Genomic DNA, 17571 nt, shown 5'->3' with positions numbered 1-17571 from the left:
GAATGCGAGGCACCACGAGGGAGAGCGCATGACCGACACCAGCGGCGCCGACGAACGGCCCGAGACCACGACCCCGAGCGACGGATCGGACGCGACCGGATCCACCGCTCCCGCCGCCTCCGGACAGGAGCCGTTCGCGCCTCCCGCACCGCGGTTCACGCCGCCGTCGGGAGACCCCGCGCCCTCGGGGTACTCGGCCCCGCCGCCGTCGGGATACTCGGCGCCCCCGGCGCCGGGCGCTGACGCGTCGTCGGGCTATCAGGCCCCGCCGCCGTCCGGCTACCAGGCGCCTCCGCCTCCCGGCCAGGGATACCCGTCCGCCCCGCCGTCCGCGGGTCAGGGGTATCAGGCGCCCCCGCCCCCGGCGGCGTCGTACCCGTCGTCGGGGCAGTCTCCGACGCCTCCGCCGTCCTCCTCGTACCAGGCACCCCCGCCTGCGGCTCCGGCCGCGCCCGTGGCTCAGCCGTCGTACCAGGCGCCCCCACCGCCGGCATCCGGAGGATACGGCGCACCGAACCCGAACGCCGCACCGGCGTACGGCCAGTCGCCGTACGGCGGGCCGAGCGGCGCTCCGGGCTACGGACAGGGCGTCCCGACGCAGCCGCCGGGATCGGTCCCCCCGGGGTCGCTGCCCCCGGGAGCGGTGCCCCCGCCCGGCTACTACGGGGGATACCCGGCGCCGCCGTCCGCGCAGACCAACGTGCTGGCGATCATCACGATCATCGCCGCGTTCGTCTTCTCGCCGGTCGGCATCGTGACCGGGCACATCGCCCTCAGCCAGATCAAGCGCACGCACGAGGGCGGTCAGGGCCTGGCGAAGGCCGGTCTGATCGTGAGCTACGTGTTCACCGGCATCGCAGTGCTCGGCATCATCGCGTACGTCCTGATCTTCGTCATCTTCTTCGCGACGGTGGGTTTGGGCACGGCGACGTACTCCTCCTACTAGCGTTCGTCGCCGTTCGCCCATCCGTTCAGGCCGGCGCGGGGCGCTCCACCAGGAGGGCCTCGTGCCGACCGGCGACGCGGGTGAGCACCACGGTCGCCGACCGCTCACCTCGCAGCCCGAGCCGCTTGCGCAGCGTTGCCGGATCCACGTCGATCCCGCGTTTCTTGATCTCGAGCGTCCCGACGCCCCGCTCGCGCAGCGCCTTCTTGAGCGCCTGCTCCGAGGCGGGGAGGCGCTCGAGGATGCGGAACGCGCTCGCGAAGGGCGTCTCGATCAGCTGGTCCGACGTCAGGTAGGCGATCGAGGGGGAGACCATCCCGGCCTCGAGCCGCTCGGCCAGTGCGCCGATGAGCCGGGCGCGGATCACCGCGCCATCCGGTTCGTAGAGGAACCCTCCGAGCGGACGGTCCCCGACGTCCGGGCTGTCGGCGGGCCCGGTCAGCTCCGCGGCTCCCGTGCCGGTGAGCACGAGCGCGGATCGCCGGACGCCCTCCCGGGCGAGGGGGCCGAACCACAGCCCCATCTCGACCAGCTGGCCGTCGACCGAGACCCACTGCGCCTCGGCGGAGTCGGGGATGAGGTCGCGGTCGAGGCCCGGTCCGAGCTTGACGCCCACCGGCATCCGCTCGGCCAGGGCGAACGCGAAGTCGAGCGACGGGGACCAGTCGGCGGGATCGTGCAGCCGCCGCGACGCCGCCTGACCGCCCGTCCGCCTGGCCGGATCGAGGTACACCCCGTCGACGCCGTCGAGAGGAGTGGTCTCGGCCGTCCCGACCTCCACCGTCGTGTCCGGGAAGTCGGAGAGGTTGTAGGCCGCGACCGCGGCCGTGACCTCATCGCGGTCGACCGCTCGTACGGCGACGTCGATCGCGGACAGGGCCAGCGCATCCGAGCCGATGCCGCAGCCGAGGTCGGCGACCCTGCCGAGCCCCGCATCGCGGAACCGCCCGGCGTGGAGTGCGGCGACCCGCAGCCTGGTGGCCTGCTCCAGGCCGGCGGGGGTGAACAGCATGCGGTCGGCGAAGGGGCCGAACTTCGCCCTGGCCCGCACGCGGAGCGCGGCCTGCGAGACGACGGCCGCCACGAGATCGGGGCTGTGACCGGCCCGGCGGAGCCGGTTCACCTCGTCGACGGGCCGGGATCCGTCGACCTCGTCGAGGAGTCGGAGAGCCTCCGGCGTGAGCAGTCGTGCGAGCTCGGCGGAGTCCATCCCGTCACCCTAGCCGACGGCCGACGGCGCGCCCGGGAAAGTCTGGCACTCGCGTTGCGCGAGTGCCAGAACTGCCTCTAGACTCGGTTTAGCACTCTCGTGAGCAGTGTGCTAACAGACGTTCCGAACCTAGGAAAGAAGAGGTCAACCGTGTCGGTCTCCATCAAGCCGCTCGAAGATCGCATCGTCATCAAGCAGGTCGAGGCAGAGCAGACCACCGCTTCCGGTCTGGTCATCCCCGACACCGCCAAGGAGAAGCCCCAGGAGGGCGAGGTCGTCGCCGTGGGCCCCGGCCGCATCGACGACAACGGCAACCGTGTCCCGCTCGACGTCGCCGTCGGCGACAAGGTGATCTACTCCAAGTACGGCGGCACCGAGGTCAAGTACGCCGGCGAGGAGTTCCTCGTGCTCTCCGCCCGCGACGTGCTCGCGGTCGTCGTGCGCTGAGTCGCTCGACGCGCTCTTCCCTCAGGGCCCGGATGGTCAGCCATCCGGGCCCTGATGCATCTCCTGACAGCCCTGCAACGACTACCGATAGTTTGGGATCGTGAACGAACGCGCCGTCGACCGCATCGGCTCCGGCCTCGTCTACGGGGCGGCGGCCAACGTGCTCTGGGGCGTCTTCCCGCTCTACTTCCTCCTGCTGGCCCCCGCGGGCGCCTTCGAGATCGTGGCCTGGCGGGTGCTGTTCTCCCTCGCGTTCTGCGCGCTCGCGCTCACGGTCACCCGGTCCTGGCGCAGCTTCGGCGCGCTCCTGCGCCGACGGCGGGTCGTGCTCACGATGGGCCTGGCCGGCGCGCTCATCTACGTCAACTGGCAGACGTACGTGCTGGGCACGCTCGCCGGCCGCGTGGTCGAGACCGCGCTCGGCTACTTCACGATGCCGCTGGTCACCGCGCTCCTCGGCGTGCTGGTGCTGCACGAACGGCTGCGACGGATGCAGTGGGTCGCCCTCGCGCTCGGAGGCGCGGCCGTGCTCGTGATCGCGCTCGGCTACGGCGAGGTGCCCTGGATCGCGATCGTGCTGGCGCTGAGCTTCGGCGCGTACGGCCTCGTCAAGCGGCGCGTCCGCGACGACGTCGACGCGCCCAGCGGACTGGCGCTGGAGACGCTGTGGCTGGCGCCGGTGGCCGTCGTGCAGCTCGTGGTGGTGTCGGTGACGAGCGGCCTGGTCTTCGGGACGGCGGGCTGGGTCAACACCGTGCTCCTGATGCTGGCGGGCGTGGTCACCGCGGTGCCCCTGCTGCTCTTCGCCTCCGCGGCCCGGCGGCTCCCGCTCACGGTCCTGGCCGTCGTGCAGTACATCGTCCCCGTCCTGCAGTTCGTGATCGGGGTGTGGGTCCTCCACGAGCCGATGCCGCTGGAGCGGTGGCTGGGGTTCGGGATCGTCTGGCTCGCCCTCGTCGTGTTCACCGTCGACCTCCTCCGCTCCAGGCGACCCGTGAGTCACGAATCGCTAACGATCGCGACCTGAGACATCCAGAAAACACGGCTGTAACAATCTCGGCCTAGTTTTGACCCAATCGCTGCGCTGGCTTCCGCCTGGGGGGTCGACGAGCGCAGCCACCAGAAAGGGTTCACAGGATGGTCCACACCACCAACGCCCTCCGGACCACGTTCCTGGCGGGAGCGGGCATCATCGCCCTCACCCTCGCCGGATGTGCGTCGGGAGGTGGCAGCACCGACTCGACCGCGTCGTCGACGGGCTCTGCCAGCTACACCTCGGCGACCTGCGAGAGCGGCGCGAGCAACGCCGACCAGCTCCTCGTCGGCACGATCCTGCCGCAGACCGGAAACCTCGCGTTCCTCAACCCGCCGGAGCAGTCGGGTGTCGGTCTCGCCGTCGCCGACATCAACGCCGCCGGCGGAGTGAACGGCAAGGATGCGTGCATCATCGAGGCCGACTCGGGCGACTCGACCGACCTCTCGGTCTCGACCGCCGGTGCGCAGCAGCTGATCGACGCGGGTGTGTCGGTCGCCATCGGCGCCGCGTCCTCCAGCGTGTCCCTGAACATCGTCGACAAGTTCACGTCGGCGAAGATCACCGAGATCTCGCCCGCGAACACCGCGGCCGCGCTCTCGGGCTACAGCCCCTTCTACTGGCGGACCGCTCCGCCGGACTCGGTGCAGGGCTCGGCGCTGGGCCAGCTCATCACCGGTGACGGCAACTCGAACGTGGCGTTCCTCGTCTTCAACGACGCGTACGGCACCGGCCTCCGCGACTTCACGCAGAGCGAGATCGAGGCTGCCGGCGGAAAGGTCGTCTACGGAGCCAAGGGCGCCGGCCAGGAGTTCCCTCCCGGTCAGACCACCTTCTCCTCCGAGGTGACCGCGGCGCTGGCGTCGAACCCCGACGCGATCGTCATCCTGGCCTTCGATGAGACCAAGGCGATCATCCCCGAGCTCGTCGCCCAGGGCTACGACATGTCGAAGACGTACTTCGTCGACGGCAACACGTCGGACTACGGCAAGGACTTCGACCCGGGCACGCTCGAGAACGCCCAGGGGACCATCCCCGGCGCGAACCCGAACGACGAGTTCAAGGGTCGCCTGGTCGACTGGTACAAGTCGGTCCAGAACGGCGACCTCGAGGACTACTCGTACGCCGCTGAGTCCTACGACGCCACCACCCTCGCGGCCCTGGCCGCGGTGAAGGCGAAGTCGAACGTCTCCGCCGACGTGCAGGCCAACCTCGCAGCGGTCTCCGGTGCGAACGGCGGCGAGGAGTGCGACAACTTCGCCGACTGCGCGAAGCTGATCGCCGACGGCAAGGACATCCACTACAAGGGACCGTCCGGCATCGGCCCGTTCAACGAGAAGAACGAGCCGTCGAGCGCCTTCATCGGCATCTACAAGTTCGACGAGAACAACAAGCCGGTCTGGCAGCAGGCCATCGAGGGACAGACCTCGTACTGACCTGATCGCCTGATCAGCACCCCCGGGCGGGGCGGCTTCGGCCGCCCCGCCCTTCTGCGTCCCGTCCCCGCCCCGCGCGTGCGCGCGGGCGCGGGGCGCTCCTCGGCCGGACGAGCCATCGCTCGCTGGGCCAACTCCGGAGATTCGCCGGGACACGCCGCCGGAAGTCCGGAGTTGGCTCGTCAGCGCCCGAATCTCCGGAGTTGGCCCGGGCAGGCGCGAGGGAGCACGTGTGCCGGCGCCAGCGCGGACGGGAGGAACGAGCGGGTGGGGCGGGGACGCGAGAAGGCCCCCGCGGAGCGGGGGCCTTCTGCGGGGGCGCGACAGCGCCGGAGGGGACGGACGGGCTAGATGGCGCCGGGGGCGTTCGGGCCCGTCGTGTCGGCCTCGGCGGCCTCCACGTCGGCGGCGAGGGTACCGAGGTAGAGCTCGATGACCTTCGGGTCGTCGGCCAGCTCGCGTCCGGTGCCGGTGTAGGCGTTGCGGCCCTGGTCGAGCACGTAGCCGCGGTCGCAGATCTGCAGGCAGCGGCGAGCGTTCTGCTCGACCATGATGATCGTCACGCCGGTCTTGTTGATCCTGCGGGTGCGGATGAAGGTCTCGTCCTGGCGCACCGGCGACAGACCCGCGGAGGGCTCGTCGAGGAGGAGGACGGACGGGTCCATCATCAGCGCCCGGGCCATCGCCACCGACTGGCGCTCACCACCCGACAGCGACCCGGCCCGCTGTCCTCGGCGCTCGCCGAGCACGGGGAAGAGGTCGTAGATGTACTCCAGGCGCTCCTTGAGCCGCTTCGGGCGCAGGAAGAGACCCATCTGCAGGTTCTCCTCGATGGTGAGCGAGGGGAAGACGTTGTTCGTCTGCGGGACGAAGCCCACGCCCGCCTGCACCAGCTTGTTCGCCTTGAGACCGGTGATGTCACGCCCGTCGAGGGTGACGGATCCGGACCGGATGGTCACGAGGCCGAACAGCGCCTTCAGCAGCGTCGACTTGCCCGCGCCGTTGGGCCCGATGATGCCGATCAGCTCCCCGGGGTACACCTCGAGGTCGCAGCCGTTGAGGATGTTGACGCCGGGGACGTAGCCGGCGACCAGGTCGGTAGCCTTCATCACCGGCTCGGCGGCAGGCGCCGCAGCGGCCATGCTCATCGCTTCTCCTCTTCCTCGAGCTTCTTGTCCTCTTCGGCGATCTCGGCCGCGAGGGTCTCGGCGACCTCGTCGCTCAGCAGCGAGTCGTCACCGAGGTCGGTGTTGTGGTGCGCACCGAGGTAGGCGTCGATGACGGCCTGGTCCTGCATCACGGTGCCGGGCGGGCCCTCGGCCACGACACGGCCCTCGGCCATGACGACGACCCAGTCGGAGATGTGACGGACCATGTGCATGTCGTGCTCGACGAAGAGCACGGTCATGCCCTCGTCGCGCAGCGACTGGATGTGTCCGAGCAGCGACTGCGTCAGCGCCGGGTTCACACCCGCCATGGGCTCGTCGAGCATGATCATCTTGGGGTCGCTCATCAGCGCGCGCGCCATCTCGAGCAGCTTCTTCTGGCCGCCGGAGAGGCTCCCCGCGAGGTCGTCCTTCTTCTCGTAGAGCTTGAAGCGCCGCAGCAGCTCCTCGGCCTTGGCGGTGATCTCCCGCTCGCGCCCGGACCAGAGCGGCTTCACCACGGAGGCGAAGATGTTCTCGCCCGGCTGGTCGCGGGCGCCGAGGAGCATGTTGTCCATCACGGTCATGCGGCTGAGCGCCTTGGTGAGCTGGAAGGTGCGCACCATGCCCTGCTTGGCCACCTTCGCGGCGCCCGTGGAGCCGAGCGAACGGCCGTCGAACCGCCACTTCGCCGCCTTGTCCGAGGAAGGGCCGCCGATGAGGCGCGGAGCGGAGCTGGGCTTGTCGAAGCCCGTGATCAGGTTGAAGAACGTCGTCTTGCCGGCACCGTTCGGCCCGATCAGGGCGGTGATCACGCCTCGCTGCACCTCGAGGTGGTCGACGTCGACCGCGGTCATGCCGCCGAAGCGGCGCACCACGTTGTCGACCACGAGGATCGGGTCGTGCTTGGCCGCGCCGGGGACGCCGTCGACGTCGGCGAGCGACGCCCTGGCGGCTTCGGCGACCGAGGCCGCGGGAGCGGGGGAGAGGGTCTCATCGGGCATTGAAGCTCAGCTCCTTCTTGTTACCCAGGATGCCCTGTGGGCGGAAGATCACGACCAGCATCAGCGTGATGCCGATCAGGATCCAGGAGAACTGCTCCGTCTGCTGCGACGTCATGACGCTCGCCGGCACGAACTGTCCGGCCAGGCCCTGCACCAGCAGTCGCAGCGCGAAGAAGATGATCGAACCGAGGATGGGCCCGAAGATCGTGGCCGCGCCACCCAGCAGCAGCGCCGTCCAGATGAAGAACGTCATCGAGCGGCCCATGCTGTCCGCCTGCAGCGAGGCGGGGAGGATGTAGACGACACCGGCGATCGCGCCGAGCACGCCACCGAGGATGAGCGCCTGCATCTTGTACGAGTAGACGTTCTTGCCGAGGGCGCGCACCGCATCCTCGTCCTCGCGGATGCCGCGGAGGACGCGGCCCCAGGGGCTCCGCATGAGCAGCCACACCAGCACGCTGAACAGCGCGACGAGCGCCCAGGCGACGATGCGGATCCACCAGCCGTCGGATCCCGTGTTGTCGTAGTTCCACGGACCGAAGCCGCTCTGCCCGTCGCCGAGCGGGGACAGTGCGGTGAACGGGTCGCGGTAGCTGTTGCCGACCAGGCCGTTCGAGCCGCCGGTGATGTCGGTGAGCAGCGACGAGCGGCCGACCATGCGGATGATCTCCGCGGCCGAGATCGTCACGATCGCGAGGTAGTCGCCGCGCAGCTTGAGCGTGGGCACGCCCAGGATGAGGGCGAACAGGGTGGCCGCGGCGATCGCGATGATGACCGCCAGCCACAGCGGCAGCCCGCTGATGATCGAGATCGCGAAGGCGTATGCGCCGACGAGCATGAAGCCGGCCTGGCCCATGTTGAGCAGGCCCGTGTATCCGAAGTGGATGTTCAGGCCGATGGCCGCGATGGCCAAGGCGGCCGTGCCGGGCGAGATCGCCGACTGCAGGATCGCGTTGATCGTTCCCATGAATTCGTTCATGATCTGCCCTTCCTAGCCGATCCGCTCGCGGCGGCCGAAGATGCCCTGAGGCCGGAACAGCAGGACCAGGATCAGGATGAGGAGCGCCGTGGCGTACTTGAAGTCGCCAGGGAGCACGAGGTTGGTCAGCTCCACCACCATGCCGATGATGAGCGCACCGGCGAGGGCGCCGAACGCCGTGCCGAGGCCGCCGAGGGTCACCGCGGCGAACATCAGGAGCAGGAGCTGCAGACCCGTCTGCCAGCTGATGCCGTTGAGCACCAGGCCGAGCATGATGCCGGCCAGACCCGCGAGGCCCGCCGCGGCCGTCCAGACCAGCCGGATGATGCCGTCGACGTTGATGCCGGATGCGGCGGACAGCGCCGGGTTGTCGGACACGGCGCGCGTCGCGCGGCCGATGCGGGTGCGCAGCAGGAAGAAGCCGACGAGCGCGATCACCAGCACCGCGATCAGCATCGCCCACAGCGACTGCTGCGTCAGCACGATCGGGCCGAGCTGCACCGTCTCCGGGTTCGACCGGTCGATGCGCACGGTGCCCGCTCCGATGAAGAACTGGAACGTGTACTGCAGCGCCAGCGACAGACCGATGGTGACGATCATCATCTGCATGTTCGACATGCCGCGCTTTCTCAGGCGCGACCAGATCAACCAGTCCTGGATGTATCCGGTCGCCGCGCAGATGATCACCGTGACCACCGCCGCGAGGATCAGGTTCCAGCCCAGCAGGTTCGCGAACACGTACGCGAGGATGCCGCCGAGCGTCACCTGCTCGCCGTGCGCGAAGTTCGACAGCCCGGTCGTTCCGTAGATGAGCGAGAGGCCCACCGACGCCAGCGCGAGCAGGAGGCCGAGGCGGAGACCCGACGCGGCCTGCTGCAGGAAGCGCTCCCAGGACACCCCGGTCGTCGCGGTGGCGGGGTTCGGCTGCTGGGTCGTCCCCGCCCCTGCGTCTCCCGCGGCGCCGGCCAGCTTGAAGATGCGCCCGGTGTTCTTGTTGAGCGCGGCCTCCACGGTGGCGGGGTTCGTCGAGCTCGGGTCGAGCGACTGACCATCGGGCAGCGTGTCGACGTCGAGCTCGACCGTGTACGAGCCCGCCTCGGTGATCGCGATGGACCAGCGACCGCTGTCGTCGGTCGTGACGGTCTCGTCGAGCGTGCCTCCGGTGACCTGCAGCTCGACGCCGACCGCGGGGTCGCCCGTCGACTGCTTGATGGTCCCCTGGATGCAGCCGGTCGTCGCATCCGGGGTGCACGAGGTGTCGGTGGTGGTCGACGCCGACGCGGGGCCCGATGTGAACATCAGGACTCCGAGGAGCGCGACGACGGCGAGGAGGACTCCGGCGACCAGATGTCGGGAGAGCCTCGGCCGTCGGTTTCTGTGCGGCACGGTGAGTGTCGTCAAGTTCTGCCCTTCAGGACTGTGCGCAGCGTCTTCGATGCGCCTTTCCGGTAGTGGATGACAGGTTACGTTATCCCCGAATTGTGTCGACCGTGTTTCGGTGCTTCATCGATGTTGTCACGCGTCTACAACGTCCGCCGCCGAGGAATAGCTGACCCCAGGGGGCCGTTACAATCGTCGACAGGCCCTCGCGCGCGTGAGCGGGCGGGATGGACCCCCGCGCGCGGAAGAGGAGCACATGGAAAACGACCCGTTCGGCACTCTCGGACTCACCTACGACGACGTGATGCTGCTGCCGGGTCATACCGACGTGATCCCGAGCGAGGCCGACACCTCGTCGAGGCTCACTCGCCGCATCCAGGTCGCCGTCCCGCTGCTCTCCGCGGCGATGGACACCGTCACGGAGTCGCGGATGGCCGTGGCGATGGCCCGCCAGGGCGGCCTCGGCATCCTGCACCGGAACCTCTCGATCGCCGATCAGGCCGAGCAGGTCGACCGCGTGAAGCGCTCGGAGTCGGGCATGGTCACCGACCCGGTGACCACCACCGCCGACGCCACCGTGGCGGAGGTCGACGAGCTCTGCGGCCGTTACCGGGTGAGCGGCCTCCCCGTGGTCGACGGCTCGGGCGTGCTCGTCGGCATCGTCACGAACCGCGACATGCGCTTCGTCTCGCAGTTCGAGAAGGCGACGACCCTCGTGCGCGACGTGATGACGCCCATGCCGCTCATCACGGCCCGGGTCGGGGTCGATCCCGATGACGCCGTCGCGATCTTCGCGCAGCACAAGATCGAGAAGCTCCCCATCGTCGACGACGACGGCCGCCTCAGCGGACTCATCACCGTCAAGGACTTCGACAAGAGCGAGAAGTACCCGAACGCCACGAAGGACGAGGCCGGCCGGCTCCGGGTCGGCGCCGCCATCGGCTTCTTCGGAGACGCCTGGCAGCGAGCCGGCCAGCTGCTCGACGCCGGCGTCGACGTCATCGTCGTCGACACGGCGAACGGCGACAGCGCCGGCGTGCTCGACATCATCCGTCGCCTCAAGGCCGACTCCGCGTTCGCGGGCGTCGACGTCATCGGCGGCAACGTCGCCACCCGCTCCGGCGCCCAGGCGCTCGTCGATGCGGGCGCCGACGCCATCAAGGTCGGCGTGGGACCCGGCTCGATCTGCACCACGCGCGTCGTCGCGGGTGTCGGCGTGCCCCAGGTGACCGCGGTGTGGGAGGCGTACCAGGCGGCGCGCGAGAAGGACGTCCCGGTCATCGCCGACGGCGGGCTCCAGTACTCCGGCGACATCGCGAAGGCCCTCGTCGCCGGGGCCGACACGGTCATGCTGGGTTCGCTCCTCGCCGGGTGCGACGAGAGCCCTGGAGACCTGGTGTTCCAGAACGGCAAGCAGTTCAAGACCTACCGCGGGATGGGGTCGCTCGGCGCGCTCCAGACGCGCGGCGAGCGCACGTCGTACTCGAAGGACCGCTACTTCCAGTCGGATGTGCCCAGCGACGACAAGCTGATCGCCGAGGGCATCGAGGGCCAGGTCCCCTACCGCGGTCCGCTGTCGAGCGTGGCGTACCAGCTCGCGGGGGGCCTGCGTCAGTCGATGTTCTACGTCGGCGCGCGCACCATCCCCGAGCTGAAGGCCAAGGGCAAGTTCGTCCGCATCACCGCGGCGGGGCTCAAGGAGTCGCACCCGCACGACGTGCAGATGGTCGTCGAAGCGCCGAACTACAAGCGCTGAGCGCCCTCGGTCGACTCGGTCCCCTCCGTCCGCGCGATCAGCCCGGTCGCCGCGGGTCGAGGATCGAGTCGAGCCACCCGAACGACCGCGCCAGGTAGAGCTGGCGAGCGCCCAGCTCGCAGTGCTGCCCCGCCCCCTCGGCGACCGTGAACGTGATGAGCTGCTTCCGCTCCACCGTGAGCGCGGCGAACAGGTCGGGGGCGGAGGCGGCGATGTCGTCGTTCTCGGCGTGGCAGACGAGCGTGGGGCACGTGATCCGCTCGGCGACGCCCTTGAGCGTGTAGCGCCGGGCGTCGGTGAGGAACCCGGTCATCGAGTCGACGCCGTTGACGTAGAGCCCTCTCCGCATGGCCCACCCCTCGGTGGGCTTCCTCAGCCTCGACTCGAACAGGCCCCCGAGGATGCCGGCGAGCGCGCCGCTGTCCTCGGTCGCCCTGCTGCGGAGCGGGGCGGGGATGCGCGCGACGGCGGAGTCGAACATGTCGTAGAAGCCCGAGTCGGCGATGCAGGCGGCGAGCCGGTGCTCACCGCTCGCGGCGCGCGGGGCCAGGTATCCGCCGAGGCTCAGGCCGATGATCGCCACCCGGTCCGGGTCAGTCGTGGGCTGCTCGAGCACCCAGTCCATGACAGGCGCGATCACGTTCTCCCAGTCCGGTCGAAGGTGCACACCCTGCTCGACGAGCACCGAGCCCTGCCCCGGCCCGTCGAAGGCGACCACGTCGTAGCCGCGATCGAGCGCCGCTTGCGCGTTGAAGAAGTAGCTCTCCTCGACCGTGCCGTCGTAGCCGTTCACGAGGATCACGGTCGCGCGCCGTGCCCCGTCGGCCGCGGCGCGGAAGTGGTATCCGGGAAGCGTGATCCCCTCGAACGGGATCTCGATCGGCTCGACCGGGGTGCGGAAGTGCGCGATCGCCCGGCGGAAGGCGTCGCGCTGGCGCGCGACGCTGTCGACCAAGCGTGGGTCGACGGGAGCCTCGAGCAGCACGAGTCCCGACGTCCGGAAGTAGGTGCAGGCACGGAGGAAGGCGAGCCGCGCCGTCTCGGTCTGCCCGGCGGCCTCGGCCGTGACGCCGATCGAGTACGCGGTCTCTCCGGCCCGATGCCATTCGTCGTGCCAGCTGTCGAGGTCGGTGCCTGTCACCCTCTGCGCGATCTGCACGCACTCGACGATGTCGGCGCCCCCGAAGATCGCGGCGGACGCCGCCCGAAGGGTCTGCGCGTCCAGCAGGTCGTCCTTGACGGCGAACTCGCTCATGCCGCGAGGCTAGTGCCCCGGGCCGCGCGAGGACAGATGGATAGGATGAAGCGTGATGGAAATCGAGATCGGTCGCGCCAAGCGCGGTCGCCGCGTGTACGCCTTCGACGACATCGCGGTCGTGCCCTCGCGCCGCACCCGCGACCCCGAGGACGTCTCTATCGGCTGGTCGATCGACGCGTTCCACTTCGACATCCCGGTGCTCGCCGCGCCGATGGACTCGGTCGTCTCACCCCAGACGGCGATCATGATCGGCCAGCTCGGCGGAGTCGGCGTGCTCGACCTCGAGGGTCTGTGGACCCGCTACGAGGATCCAGAGCCCTACCTCGCCGAGATCCGTGCGCTCCCGGCCGACCGGGCGACGAACCGGATGCAGGAGATCTACTCCGAGCCCATCAAGCGCGAGCTGGTCGCCGCACGACTGGCCGAGATCCGCGCCTCGGGCGTCACGGTCGCGGGCGCGCTGTCGCCGCAGCGCACCCAGGAGCTCTACGAGACGGTGGTCGCCGCCGGCGTCGACCTCTTCGTGATCCGCGGCACGACGGTCTCCGCTGAGCACGTCTCGAAGTCGGTCGAGCCGCTCAACCTGAAGAAGTTCATCTACGAGCTCGACGTGCCCGTCATCGTGGGCGGCGCCGCGACCTACACCGCGGCGCTCCACCTCATGCGCACGGGCGCGGCGGGCGTGCTCGTCGGCTTCGGCGGCGGGGCCGCCTCGACCACCCGCGCCACCCTCGGCATCCACGCCCCGATGGCGACCGCCGTCGCCGACGTGGCGGGCGCACGCCGCGACTACCTCGACGAGTCGGGCGGCCGTTACGTCCACGTCATCGCAGACGGCGGCCTCGGCACCTCGGGCGACATCGTCAAGGCGATCGCCATGGGCGCCGACGCCGTGATGCTCGGCACCACGCTGGCCCGGGCATCCGACGCGCCGGGTGGCGGCTACCACTGGGGCGCCGAGGCGCACCACTCGCAGCTCCCGCGCGGGAGCCGGGTGGAGGTGGGACAGGTCGCCTCGCTCGAGCAGATCCTCTACGGGCCCTCGCCCGTGGCCGACGGCACCGCGAACCTCATGGGCGCCCTGCGGCGTTCGATGGCGACGACCGGGTACTCCGACCTCAAGGAGTTCCAGCGCATCGAGGTCGTTGTCGCTCCCTACCGAGTCGATTAGGTTAGCGAGCGTACCGACCGCTCGACCGCGAGGGAGACGACGATGGCCGCCACAGGGACTCCGACCGCGAAGCTGGGACCGGACGAGCGCAGGGCGGCGATCGAGGCGCTGAAGTCCACCGAGCTCGACATCCTCGTCGTCGGTGGCGGGATCGTGGGGGCGGGAGCCGCCCTCGACTCGGTCACGCGCGGGCTCACCACGGGCATGGTCGAGGCCCGCGACTGGGCGAGCGGCACCTCGAGCCGATCATCGAAGCTGGTCCACGGCGGAATCCGCTACCTGGAGCAGCTCGACTTCCGTCTCGTCCGGGAGGCGCTGATCGAGCGCGGACTCCTGCTGCAGCGGATCGCCCCGCACCTGGTCAAGCCGGTGCGCTTCCTGTACCCGCTGAAGAAGAGGGTCATCGAGCGCTTCTACATCGGCGCCGGGATGATGCTCTACGACATCTTCTCCTACTCGGGCGGCCGGCCTCCCGGGGTCCCGCACCACCGGCACCTGTCGAAGAAGCAGGTGCGCGAGCTCATGCCGAGCCTGGCACCGGATGCGCTGATCGGCGGCCTCACCTACTACGACGCGCAGGTCGACGACGCGAAGTACGTCGCCACCCTCGTCCGGACGGCCGCGGCCTACGGCGCCCACGTCGCGAGCCGGCTGAACGTCGTGGAGTTCCTGCGTCAGGGCGAGCGGGTGGTGGGCGTCACGGTGCACGACCTGGAGACCGACGAGCGCTTCGACATCCACGCCAAGCAGGTCGTGAACGCCACCGGCGTCTGGACGGACGACACGCAGTCCCTCGCCGGGACGCGGGGGAAGTTCCACGTCCGCGCCTCGAAGGGCATCCACCTCGTGGTGCCGCGCGACCGGTTCCACGGCAAGTCCGGCATGATCCTCCGCACCGAGAAGAGCGTGCTCTTCGTCATCCCGTGGGGCAGGCACTGGCTGATCGGCACCACGGACACCGACTGGAACCTCGACAAGGCGCATCCCGCGGCCACCGCGGCAGACATCGACTACCTGCTCGAGCACGTCAACAGCGTGCTGTCGGTGCCGCTCACCCGGGAGGACGTCGAGGGCGTCTACGCGGGACTCCGTCCGCTCCTCGCGGGGGAGTCCGACCAGACGTCGAAGCTCTCGCGCGAGCACCTCGTCGCGCACGCTCTGCCGGGGCTCGTCGTGATCGCGGGCGGGAAGTGGACGACGTACCGCGTGATGGCGAAGGATGCGGTCGACGAGGCCGTGCAGGCCATGGATGGGCGCATCTCGCCGAGCGTCACGCAGGACGTCGCCCTGGTGGGCGGGGAGGGCTATCGGGCGGCCTGGAACCGCCGCGCTCGCATGGCCCAGGAGTCCGGTCTCGAGATCGGACAGGTCGAGCACCTCCTGAACCGGTACGGCTCGCTCACCGACGAGGTGCTCGACCTGCTCTCGACGCGTCTCGAGCTGGCGGAGCCCCTCCCCGGCGCCGACGACTACCTGCAGGTGGAGGCGCTCTACGCCGCCACCCACGAGGGCGCCCTGCACCTCGACGACCTGCTGGCCCGCCGCACGCGCATCTCGATCGAGTCGTGGGACCGCGGCGTCTCGGCCGCTCCGGTGGCGGCGCGCCTGATGGCCGAGGCCCTGGGCTGGGACGAGGCGCGCGTCGACCGCGAGGTCACGACGTACCTCGAGCGCGTCGCGGCCGAGCGTGCGAGCCAGGAGCAGCCGGACGACGCCTCCGCCGACCGGGTGCGGCTCGAGGCGCCCGACATCGTCACCACCGACTGACCGTCGGCGGACGGTGCGCGCGCGGTGCGCTCAGCGCGAACCGGCACCGGAGGCGGCGGGGGCCTCCCGCTGCGCCGGTAGAATCGAGGGTGAGCGCGTGAGGAGTGTGCTGCTGTGGTCGATGTTCGGCGGGTCAAGCTTCCCGGGGTGGGTGTGCTGCACACCTTCATCACCTCGGATGGGGGCAAGGTGGGGGTCATCGCCCACCGCTCCGGGCACAGCGATCTGATCACGTTCTCCGACGAGGAGGACGGCCCCGACAACAACAAGGTGTCGCTGCGCCTCAGCGAGGACGAGGCGCACACCCTCGCCGAACTGCTGGGCGGCACGCAGATCACCGAGTCGCTCACCGCTCTCGACCAGATCCCCGGCCTCTCGATCGACTGGTTCACGGTCGACTACGAGGACTACATCGCCGGACAGCCGCTAGGCAGCCCCGCTGAGCGCGGCATCGCCGGTCTCACCGTGGTCGCGGTGGTCCGCGGCGACTCCACCAACCCGGCGCCGGCGCCGGACTTCCGGGTGTTCCCGGGCGACACCCTGGTCGTCGCCGGGTCGCCCGAGAAGGTCGCGAAGGCCTTCTCCTTCTTCCGCACCGGCGAGGCCAAGGTCAAGGCCGGCGCCCTCGACGGCCCACCCGGCAGCTAGGCGGGGCCGCGAATGCACCTAGGCCCTGATCTTCTCGTCCTCGGCGCCCTCTTCGTCATCGCCTACGTCCTCGGTCGCCTGGGGAAGCTGATCGGGCTCCCCGCCATCCCCATCTACATGGTGGTCGGGCTCCTCGCGAGCCCGTACACGACCTGGTTCCCGTTGAGCTTCGGTCACGGCGAGTACATCGAGCTGGTGGCCGTCTTCGGGCTGATCATGCTCCTGTTCAACCTCGGGCTGGAGTTCGATCAGGACGAGTTCTTCGGCAACGCCGGGAAGCTGCTGCTCTCCGGCGGCACCTACGTCGCCATCAACATGGCGGCGGGCATCGGGTTCGGCTTCCTGGTCGGCTGGGGCACGCGCGAGGCGCTGGTCATCGCGGGCATCACCGCCACCAGTTCCAGCGCCATCGTCACCAAGCTGCTCATCGAGCTCAACCGACTGGCCAACCGCGAGACGCCGATGATCCTGGGCGTGACCGTCATCGAGGACCTCTTCATCGCGATCTACCTCGCGATCGTCTCGGTCATCCTGAGCGGTGAGACCGAGATCTGGCCGGTCATCGGCAAGCTCGCGATCGCCTTCCTGTTCCTCGCCGCGATGTTCGCCGTCGCCCGGTGGGGCGGCAGGCTCGTCTCGCGTGTCATGCGCACGCGCGACGTGGAGCTGTTCACCATCCTCTTCTTCGGGCTCGCCGTGTTCTTCGGCGGTCTCGGCGACATCCTGGGGGTGACGGATGCGATCGGCGCCTTCATGATCGGCCTCGTCCTGGGCGCGACCCGGTTCCGCAACCGGATCGAGCAGATCGCCATCCCGCTCCGGGACGTGTTCGGGGCGTTCTTCTTCCTGAACTTCGGTCTCGGGCTCGACCCCGCTCAGTTCCCGAGCGTCCTCGGACCGGTCCTGCTGGCGGTGCTGATGACCGTGGTGCTCAACATCGGCGCCGGCCAGTTCGTGGCCTGGCTCAACGGGCTGGGTCCGCAGGCCGGCATCAACACCACCGTCATCCTCCAGAACCGCGGTGAGTTCGGGCTGATCCTGGCGACGCTCGCGCTGGCCGCGGGCCTCGACGAGCGCATCCAGCCGTTCGCCGGGTTGTACGTGCTTATCATGGCGGTCATGGGTCCGATCCTCGCCGTGAACTCGGAGCGGATCGGTCGGGCGATCCTCCGGACCCGCCCGAAGCCGCAGCCCAAGCGCGACCCGATGGCCGACGAGGCGATCGCGCTCATGGAGGCAGCGACGGCGGGAGACGCCGACGAGGTCGACACCACCACGCGCCCGACCGCGGCGACCGTGCCCTCCGGACCCGACCGTCCCTTCGACGCCGAGCCAGAGGCTTCCGCCGAGACCGACACCCGACCCGCGAGGGACAGCGAGTATTGACACTC

At 69.8% G+C, this 17571-nt stretch carries 15 protein-coding genes; 9 read left to right on the top strand and 6 right to left on the bottom strand.

The annotated features are described in order from the left end of the window. Positions 1–28: 28 nt before the first annotated feature. Positions 29–946: a DUF4190 domain-containing protein gene (locus tag IEX69_RS18880; protein ID WP_085018781.1), complete on the top strand. Its 918-nt coding sequence runs from the start codon at positions 29–31 to the stop codon at positions 944–946. 25 nt (positions 947–971) lie between these two features. Here the strand turns inward: IEX69_RS18880 and IEX69_RS18875 are convergent, their stop codons facing one another. Next, entirely contained in the window at positions 972–2156 is a 1185-nt protein-coding gene (locus IEX69_RS18875; protein ID WP_085018782.1) for a THUMP-like domain-containing protein, read from the bottom strand. Between the two features lie 150 nt (positions 2157–2306). Here IEX69_RS18875 and groES point away from each other — a divergent pair, with 150 nt between their 5' ends. From groES to IEX69_RS18860, 3 genes are all read left to right on the top strand, one after another. Then, positions 2307–2603: a co-chaperone GroES gene (gene groES / locus IEX69_RS18870; RefSeq protein ID WP_085018783.1), complete on the top strand. Its 297-nt coding sequence runs from the start codon at positions 2307–2309 to the stop codon at positions 2601–2603. 100 nt (positions 2604–2703) lie between these two features. Next, positions 2704–3630: an EamA family transporter RarD gene (rarD, locus tag IEX69_RS18865; protein ID WP_229756464.1), complete on the top strand. Its 927-nt coding sequence runs from the start codon at positions 2704–2706 to the stop codon at positions 3628–3630. Positions 3631–3740: 110 nt separating this feature from the next. Continuing rightward, on the top strand, positions 3741–5072 hold the full coding sequence (locus tag IEX69_RS18860) for an ABC transporter substrate-binding protein (RefSeq protein WP_085018785.1): 1332 nt from the start codon (positions 3741–3743) through the stop codon (positions 5070–5072). 347 nt (positions 5073–5419) lie between these two features. Here the strand turns inward: IEX69_RS18860 and IEX69_RS18855 are convergent, their stop codons facing one another. The 4 genes from IEX69_RS18855 to IEX69_RS18840 are packed head-to-tail and all read right to left on the bottom strand — an operon-like array spanning position 5420 to position 9499. After that, the gene (locus IEX69_RS18855; protein ID WP_085018786.1) at positions 5420–6220 is read right to left on the bottom strand and encodes an ABC transporter ATP-binding protein; all 801 of its coding nucleotides are present in this window, start codon (positions 6218–6220) and stop codon (positions 5420–5422) included. Next, positions 6217–7221, bottom strand: coding sequence for an ABC transporter ATP-binding protein (locus IEX69_RS18850; protein ID WP_085018787.1), 1005 nt, complete (start codon positions 7219–7221; stop codon positions 6217–6219). Before IEX69_RS18850 ends, IEX69_RS18855 begins: the two co-directional genes overlap by 4 nt. Next, complete coding sequence (locus IEX69_RS18845; RefSeq protein WP_085018788.1) at positions 7211–8200, bottom strand: branched-chain amino acid ABC transporter permease; 990 nt, start codon at positions 8198–8200, stop codon at positions 7211–7213. Before IEX69_RS18845 ends, IEX69_RS18850 begins: the two co-directional genes overlap by 11 nt. A gap of 12 nt (positions 8201–8212) precedes the next feature. Beyond that, positions 8213–9499: a branched-chain amino acid ABC transporter permease gene (locus tag IEX69_RS18840; RefSeq protein WP_085021347.1), complete on the bottom strand. Its 1287-nt coding sequence runs from the start codon at positions 9497–9499 to the stop codon at positions 8213–8215. A gap of 337 nt (positions 9500–9836) precedes the next feature. On the opposite strand from IEX69_RS18840, the gene guaB reads away from it, so the two are divergent. Beyond that, positions 9837–11336 carry an IMP dehydrogenase gene (guaB, locus tag IEX69_RS18835; RefSeq protein ID WP_085018789.1) on the top strand — a complete coding sequence of 500 codons (1500 nt, stop codon included), beginning with the start codon at positions 9837–9839 and terminating at the stop codon, positions 11334–11336. Positions 11337–11373: 37 nt separating this feature from the next. On the opposite strand, the gene IEX69_RS18830 is transcribed toward guaB, so the two are convergent. Continuing rightward, on the bottom strand, positions 11374–12591 hold the full coding sequence (locus IEX69_RS18830) for an alpha/beta hydrolase family protein (protein ID WP_085018790.1): 1218 nt from the start codon (positions 12589–12591) through the stop codon (positions 11374–11376). A gap of 55 nt (positions 12592–12646) precedes the next feature. On the opposite strand from IEX69_RS18830, the gene IEX69_RS18825 reads away from it, so the two are divergent. The 4 genes from IEX69_RS18825 to IEX69_RS18810 all read left to right on the top strand — a co-directional run bounded on the left by IEX69_RS18825 (position 12647) and on the right by IEX69_RS18810 (position 17566). Continuing rightward, entirely contained in the window at positions 12647–13765 is a 1119-nt protein-coding gene (locus tag IEX69_RS18825; RefSeq protein WP_085018791.1) for a GuaB3 family IMP dehydrogenase-related protein, read from the top strand. Positions 13766–13807: 42 nt separating this feature from the next. Further along, positions 13808–15532, top strand: coding sequence for a glycerol-3-phosphate dehydrogenase/oxidase (locus IEX69_RS18820; RefSeq protein ID WP_085018792.1), 1725 nt, complete (start codon positions 13808–13810; stop codon positions 15530–15532). 114 nt (positions 15533–15646) lie between these two features. Then, positions 15647–16180, top strand: a complete 534-nt coding sequence (locus tag IEX69_RS18815; RefSeq protein ID WP_085018793.1) for a cation:proton antiporter regulatory subunit — start codon at positions 15647–15649, stop codon at positions 16178–16180. A gap of 12 nt (positions 16181–16192) precedes the next feature. Next, the gene (locus tag IEX69_RS18810) at positions 16193–17566 is read left to right on the top strand and encodes a cation:proton antiporter (RefSeq protein ID WP_085018794.1); all 1374 of its coding nucleotides are present in this window, start codon (positions 16193–16195) and stop codon (positions 17564–17566) included. Positions 17567–17571: the final 5 nt, after the last annotated feature.

Origin of the sequence: Cnuibacter physcomitrellae (genome assembly GCF_014640535.1) — a bacterium.
GTDB classification, from domain to species: domain Bacteria; phylum Actinomycetota; class Actinomycetes; order Actinomycetales; family Microbacteriaceae; genus Cnuibacter; species Cnuibacter physcomitrellae.
Note: the sequence above shows the minus strand (reverse complement) of the source record. Positions and strands in the feature narration are given on the sequence as shown.